This window comes from Bernardetia sp. (assembly GCF_020630935.1).
Classification (GTDB): Bacteria; Bacteroidota; Bacteroidia; order Cytophagales; family Bernardetiaceae; genus Bernardetia.
On the sequence record NZ_JAHDIG010000125.1, the window covers coordinates 1 to 5,569 of the forward strand.

The 5,569-nt window shown below is 34.9% G+C and carries 8 protein-coding genes; all 8 read right to left on the reverse strand.

Translation table 11 applies throughout. The features are described 5' to 3' along the window. Positions 1–52: 52 nt before the first annotated feature. The 8 genes from QZ659_RS19910 to QZ659_RS19945 all read right to left on the reverse strand — a co-directional run bounded on the left by QZ659_RS19910 (position 53) and on the right by QZ659_RS19945 (position 5,250). Positions 53–904, reverse strand: coding sequence for a hypothetical protein (locus QZ659_RS19910; RefSeq protein WP_291728752.1), 852 nt, complete (start codon positions 902–904; stop codon positions 53–55). A gap of 62 nt (positions 905–966) precedes the next feature. After that, a complete protein-coding gene (locus QZ659_RS19915; RefSeq protein ID WP_291728754.1) occupies positions 967–1,119 on the reverse strand; it encodes a hypothetical protein in 153 nt (50 codons plus the stop codon). A 384-nt stretch (positions 1,120–1,503) separates the two neighbouring features. Further along, positions 1,504–2,253: a hypothetical protein gene (locus QZ659_RS19920; protein WP_291728756.1), complete on the reverse strand. Its 750-nt coding sequence runs from the start codon at positions 2,251–2,253 to the stop codon at positions 1,504–1,506. Continuing rightward, positions 2,250–2,546 carry a hypothetical protein gene (locus QZ659_RS19925; RefSeq protein WP_291728758.1) on the reverse strand — a complete coding sequence of 99 codons (297 nt, stop codon included), beginning with the start codon at positions 2,544–2,546 and terminating at the stop codon, positions 2,250–2,252. Before QZ659_RS19925 ends, QZ659_RS19920 begins: the two co-directional genes overlap by 4 nt. Positions 2,547–2,721: 175 nt before the next feature. Next, positions 2,722–3,444: a hypothetical protein gene (locus QZ659_RS19930; RefSeq protein ID WP_291728760.1), complete on the reverse strand. Its 723-nt coding sequence runs from the start codon at positions 3,442–3,444 to the stop codon at positions 2,722–2,724. After that, positions 3,398–3,847: a hypothetical protein gene (locus QZ659_RS19935; RefSeq protein ID WP_291728762.1), complete on the reverse strand. Its 450-nt coding sequence runs from the start codon at positions 3,845–3,847 to the stop codon at positions 3,398–3,400. The genes QZ659_RS19930 and QZ659_RS19935 overlap by 47 nt, the downstream gene beginning before the upstream one ends. A gap of 60 nt (positions 3,848–3,907) precedes the next feature. Beyond that, entirely contained in the window at positions 3,908–4,411 is a 504-nt protein-coding gene (locus tag QZ659_RS19940; protein WP_291728764.1) for a hypothetical protein, read from the reverse strand. A 53-nt stretch (positions 4,412–4,464) separates the two neighbouring features. Continuing rightward, positions 4,465–5,250: a hypothetical protein gene (locus QZ659_RS19945; RefSeq protein WP_291728766.1), complete on the reverse strand. Its 786-nt coding sequence runs from the start codon at positions 5,248–5,250 to the stop codon at positions 4,465–4,467. Between the last annotated feature and the right edge of the window lie 319 nt (positions 5,251–5,569).

The window sequence follows — 5,569 nt, forward strand, 5'->3', positions numbered from 1 at the left end:
CTATCAGATTGAGGAGGGTATTTGGCTTTTGCTGCTTCAAAATACCTCCCTTCTAGTAGTTACGACGGCGTGAGCTTCTTGTGCGTTCGTTTCGCATTCCACCACGACGACGGCGACCACCACGCCTTGAACGTTTGCCTCCTTTGCACTCACAACCTTTTCCTTTCTTTCCTTTTGCGTTTCCACCTGTAAGTAACAACGTATTGTTTACTCGTGCAGCAATTTCAAAGGCAAGTGAAATTTCCTCTCCTGCTTCCATTTTGAAAGTTAATGAAGTACGTCCATCGGCTACCAATCCAAAATCATTCATAAGAATAAGATTTTGAATGTTGTTTCTTGGGTCTTCATAGTTTTGAGGTTGGATGCGCTGCTCTGAAATCTGCCCAGATGCTTCTGTTTTTCTGATAAGGAAAGAGTTAGCATATTGGTTAGATACCTTCACACGATAACGAGGGTTTACCAGTGTGTGTGGGTTGGCTGCAATCTCTGAAAGGAAAGCTGGATAATCGCCTTCGTCAAGCGTAATAGGAACTTTTGGATTAGGAGTATAACTGCCATACGCACCAAAAAGCGTTACAGTTGTTTCAATCGGATTACCTCCAGCATCCGTTTCATCGTTTTTGATACGGAAGGTAAGGTGTCTTTTTCCTGTTTTATTTGTTCCTGTGTTGGCACTTACGCTGGCTGCTCCTGTGAAGTCTTCTACATCATCGTAGTCTTCGTCGTAATCCTCATCGTCGTAGTCCTCGTCGTCGTAATCCTCATCATAGTCTTCGTCGTCGTAGTCCTCGTCGTAATCGTCATAGCCTGCAAGCTCGTCAAAATCTTCTTCATCACCGTAGTAGTTGTTGAAGTGTTCTTCGGCTTCTTGCTCGTAACGAGATAAATTATTGTGATTTTTCATACTGAAAAAATTAGTTGCTGGTTGAAAATTAAATAGTTTCCATTTTTTAATAAATGGTAGGGTTAGGCTGCTGCCTGTTTAGCTGCTTGTTTTGCTGCCTGTTTTTCTCTGTGCTTTTGTACGGCTGGTTTTATGACTAGCTCAACGATAAGGGCAGTAAGAACGCCTCCTAACATTGATGCACCTGTGTAAAAAGCAATTTCTTTGTAATTCATAAGAATTAAAAAATTAGATTTTCTTTCGTTATTGTGAGTTCAAATGTACGTGGAAAACAAAAGGAAAAGCAAGTTTTTGAAGGTTGGAAAATAGTATATGAATTGCCCTTTTTTTGAATAGAGATACTTCTTTTCCAAATTATTTTTTTTTAAGTTTTTCAGATAAAGGCATAAAAAAAGCCTTCAAAACTGTTTTTTTCTAGTTTTGAAGGCTTTACTAATTATATTCTGATTTGATTTTTTTACCTATGCTTTAGGAGAAACATAATCTAATCTACCTCTCAAGTCCATTTTTTCCTCTTTCTAACAATCACGATTGAATAGAAGAAAAAGGAGCTTTCACAAATACGTTTTGTGAAGTACGGAACTGAGAAAATAGAACAGTCAAACTCCGTATTTAGATAACATAGAAGTAATAAATTCTCTTTCAGAAAGTCCGTTTCTGAGTGTTTTATATCTTCTGAATAATTCCTGTGCTGCTCTACTGATTTGCTTTTTGGTTGCCCCCAAAATAGCATTATTGTAAAAATCAACATAGATAAAAAAACGCTTGTTATTCTCCAGTTCATATTCATAGTTTACGAGTAGTTGAGCCAGTTTCATTAGCTCATAGTTGGGTATTTTTGATTTGTAGCGTGTGATGTCATCTAATTGGTAATGAAAGCGCACGGCTGCCATATTTTGCCAAATACGAGGGTAAATAACCGAAAGACTTTGATAGTGGAGCATTAAATCCATTTTCCTGTGTCTGTTGGTCGTAAGGGCATTGATTACATCTATTTTTTGAGGTGCAATCAGATAAGAATTAATGTCTTCTAAGACCAGTAAGCCATCAGAAAAATTATTTAAAATCTTATCCAGTGCTTCTTCTTTTTGTGCGCTTGTCATTGGCGAACCGTCCGAATTTAAAGGCAGAATACGCCTAATCTGTGGCTTTTTCAGACGTGAAAGATTTTTGATAGCAATAGATTTGAATGGTTTGTAGGACGTTTCATAAGGGTAATTCGTATCAAAAACAACTACCTTCTTTTTATGAAGGGTAACATACTTTTGCATCTCCTTCAAAGTGGTAAAAGTTTTACCTACTCCTTTTGTGCCTGTTGCTACCATTAAAATAGGTTCACGCTTACTCATTTGGTGTTTGCTTTTAAAAACTGTTTTACTTCTTTGAAAAATGATTGCCTTACCCTTCTTTTTGTGGCTGTTTTGGTGGAGAGTTTCTTTAAAATATGTGCTTCAAACGTAGTTCCTTCACTTCCTTTGATTCTAGCAAGACCAGATATTAAAAAACTACTTTCACATCCGTAAGCTGTGATATATTTCATATCAATACTGACTGTTTGAGTGCCAGTCGTGAATCTTTTAGATAGTTTTTCTATTCTGTTTTTGAAAAGTCTGTATCTGCCTTTTTCTGTGAAAGCTATCATAAATCAAATAAAATCTAAGGTAAATTCACTAAGAGCTAGTTGTCCTAGCTTATAGTTATACTGCGTAAAAATGTGTTGAATAGCTTTTATACGTTCCTCACACGATTCATTATTACAAATGATTCTTTCTATTTCTACTAATGTATTGTGTTTTAAACGCTTATCAGAAAATTCATTATTTTGAATCTTTCTTTGCTGTTTCGTTCTCCTTAGTCTCTTTTTGTAAAGGCTCATTTTCTTCTATTTTTTCGGTGGTAGATTCTGTTTCTTCCTCCTTTTTTGGAGTGTTGAGGGCAATGATTTGAGCTATCAGTTTTTCATTCTGCTTTCTCATTTTAAAAACATCCATCGTAATTTTACCGAAAACCATTGCTACTGTGAGCATTAGCATTGATTCGGGCGAAACATTGAGATTTCGCTTTTTCATTACTGCTTTTAAAGGAGCTTCAATCGGTTTGAGGTTCTTTTTTACAGTCTCCTCTAACGTATTTTGATGATTTGCATTGACTTGCTCCAGTTTTTCGATTGTGCCTTCGGCTACGTCTATTCCTGCTAGTTCTGTGGTGTCAATTTCAGCAAAATAAAACGCTAAACTGGGTAACAGATTTTCAAGAACCAAAAGTATCGTGTCGCTAGAGAGTTGAGCCAATTCAGCATTGTAAACAGGCTGCTCCTGCTCTTGCTCACTTTCTTCTTCCACTTCAAACTCTGGTACTTCTTCATAATCTTCTTCTGTATTTTCAGATTCAAAAATAGGTTCGTCTGTGTCTTCTGAGGGTGTGTCTGTCTCCTCAAACTCTCTTTCAATGATAGGAATATTGAAAGGGGAAAACTCAGTTTGTTCGTTGGTATTACTTGATGCTTCCGTAGAAATCAAGTTGGTGGCTAATTCGCTCATAAAGTTCTTTTTGTGGAGTAGGGAGGTGGTTTTGTGATACTAAAAAGGCTACTTCTTTCTTCTTTCTACCTACAAAATCTTGCTTTCTGTTAAAGACATGAGCCGTCTCTATATCGCTAAAACCTGCTTCTGATAAGAGTAAAAAGCCTATACTTCGGATTTGAGAATGATAGTGTTTGGAGCTTTTTAATAGTTCATTCTCTGAAATATTGAGATGATTAGCTAGTTTGAATAAAACAAAGTCTTTGATTTGTTCTTTATCGCTTTTCCCTTCTTTGGGTAAGAAATAAATCAATCCCTTTTCAAAATTATTGAGTATTTCAACCGTTTTGACTAAGCCAATTTTACCTATTACATTGGACAAGGTTGTATCTAAGTTGGTGCAGATGAGAGATTGATTCATTTCTATTTTCAAATTAAGTAAGCAAGTAAAAAGAAAGTAGTAGAATAGAACAAAATAACCTTATACGATTTGTTCTTGTAGGATTTTATAGGTGTCGTTTTTCTGAATAATCATTTGAAAAATACCTACTGTTTTAGTGCGTATTTTTCTAGTGAGTTTGTTTTTTTTCTCTACATCTTTGAGGAAAAGCATAAAAAAATATTTGTCTGCTTTTTCCTTTTTGCGCTCTCCTTCTATGTAGCCAGTGAGCCATTCAGACACAGAAGAAATACCAAAGGTGTTGAGCAAGCCGAACATTTCCTTTGCCTGTGAGCTGTCAGAATTTTTAGCATCATCTATTAACTCTGTAAATTCATCTTCTTGTATGCAGCCTTTCGGATTCCATAAGCGAAGTGTTGTTTCCTTTCCTTCTTTATAAGTATTTTGTTCAAAGTTGTATTCCAAAATAGGCAAGACTTCGACGGTGTAACGCAAAGGGGATTTTACTCTTTTTTTGGTTTCAATCAACCCTTCTTTGAATCCAGTTGCAAATTCTTTAATGGCTGCTGATGCAATATCAAACATAGTTTTTTTTGAATAATGAGTAAGTAAGTGTTGTTTTTTAAAAAAATGACTGATTAAGCCGATAAGTGGATTTTTAGGCTATGTTTGGGTATGATTTGATAGGTATTTTGAGGTTCACAAGCAATACGCTTAATGTCGTAATATTGCCCTTTATACCCTTTGTATTTAGAAAAATCAGAGAATACTTTTACTATTCGCTTTTCTTCAAAGTCTTGCAACAAGAATGTATCTCTAGGTTCTCCTGCTTCGTGTGATTCGTATATCAAATCAAAACACGCTTTTTCTATCAAGTTTTTTAAACTGTTTCGGAAAGAAAGTAGATTTTGTGGTAAACGCTCACGAATATCAAGGGGAACAGACAAACCTAATTCTTTCGTGATAGCTTCGGAATGTTCTGTATTTTCTTCTGTGGCTTCGGATGCAAAAGGTTCTGTTTCGCTTTCTTCTTCAAAAATTTCTTCTTCTGTTTCTTCTCTATTTTCTGTTTCTTTTTGGATAGCTTCGGAATGTTGGAGGTTTTGTGCAACTTCAAACTCATTGATGATTTCATCAAGCTCTGTTTCTGCTTCTGTGAGTTCATAGTTTTCTGAATCATTTAGGATAGATTCAGTAGTTGATACTTCTTCCATCACTTCAAAAAGTTCTCGGTTTTCGTTCCATTCTGAAATAAGAGCTTCTATTTTTTCAGCTTCTTCTACGTATTCAAGATGATAGCCTGTTTTAGTCTTTTTAGCTTTCCAGTTGTCTATTCTTTCTTGAATAGAGTGAGGTAAGTCATCGTACTTCAAACGCAAGTCATAAAGTTTTTTCTCGTGTGGATAAAATTTAGAACGTCCCATAAAATTGTAAGTAGTTAGCAGACTTATTAAAAAGTATTGAAATAAGGCTACTGTATTCAAAAAAGTAAGTAAGTATTGTTTCTGAATGTAAAGGAACGCTAAATCTTTTTTCTTTCTAAATTTATTCATACCTAAAAATAGTATATTTTTTACTAAAAACAGTCTTTATTCAGCTTTTATTCTACTATTTTTTATCTTTTGAATATCAAAGAATATTCATTCATATAAAAAGAGATAAAAACAAATCAACCCTCATTTTAAAATGTAACATTTGCTTAGTATTATACTATTTTGTTAATTGCTTTTGGATATTCAAAAA

Excerpts from the sequence above, each read along its gene's own strand:
- QZ659_RS19930 (WP_291728760.1), bottom strand. The coding sequence starts at position 3,444 with ATGAGCGAATTAGCCACCAACTTGATTTCTACGGAAGCATCAAGTAAT.
- QZ659_RS19920 (WP_291728756.1), bottom strand. The coding sequence starts at position 2,253 with ATGAGTAAGCGTGAACCTATTTTAATGGTAGCAACAGGCACAAAAGGA.
- QZ659_RS19940 (WP_291728764.1), bottom strand. The coding sequence starts at position 4,411 with ATGTTTGATATTGCATCAGCAGCCATTAAAGAATTTGCAACTGGATTC.
- QZ659_RS19945 (WP_291728766.1), bottom strand. The coding sequence starts at position 5,250 with ATGGGACGTTCTAAATTTTATCCACACGAGAAAAAACTTTATGACTTG.
- QZ659_RS19935 (WP_291728762.1), bottom strand. The coding sequence starts at position 3,847 with ATGAATCAATCTCTCATCTGCACCAACTTAGATACAACCTTGTCCAAT.
- QZ659_RS19925 (WP_291728758.1), bottom strand. The coding sequence starts at position 2,546 with ATGATAGCTTTCACAGAAAAAGGCAGATACAGACTTTTCAAAAACAGA.
- QZ659_RS19915 (WP_291728754.1), bottom strand. The coding sequence starts at position 1,119 with ATGAATTACAAAGAAATTGCTTTTTACACAGGTGCATCAATGTTAGGA.
- QZ659_RS19910 (WP_291728752.1), bottom strand. The coding sequence starts at position 904 with ATGAAAAATCACAATAATTTATCTCGTTACGAGCAAGAAGCCGAAGAA.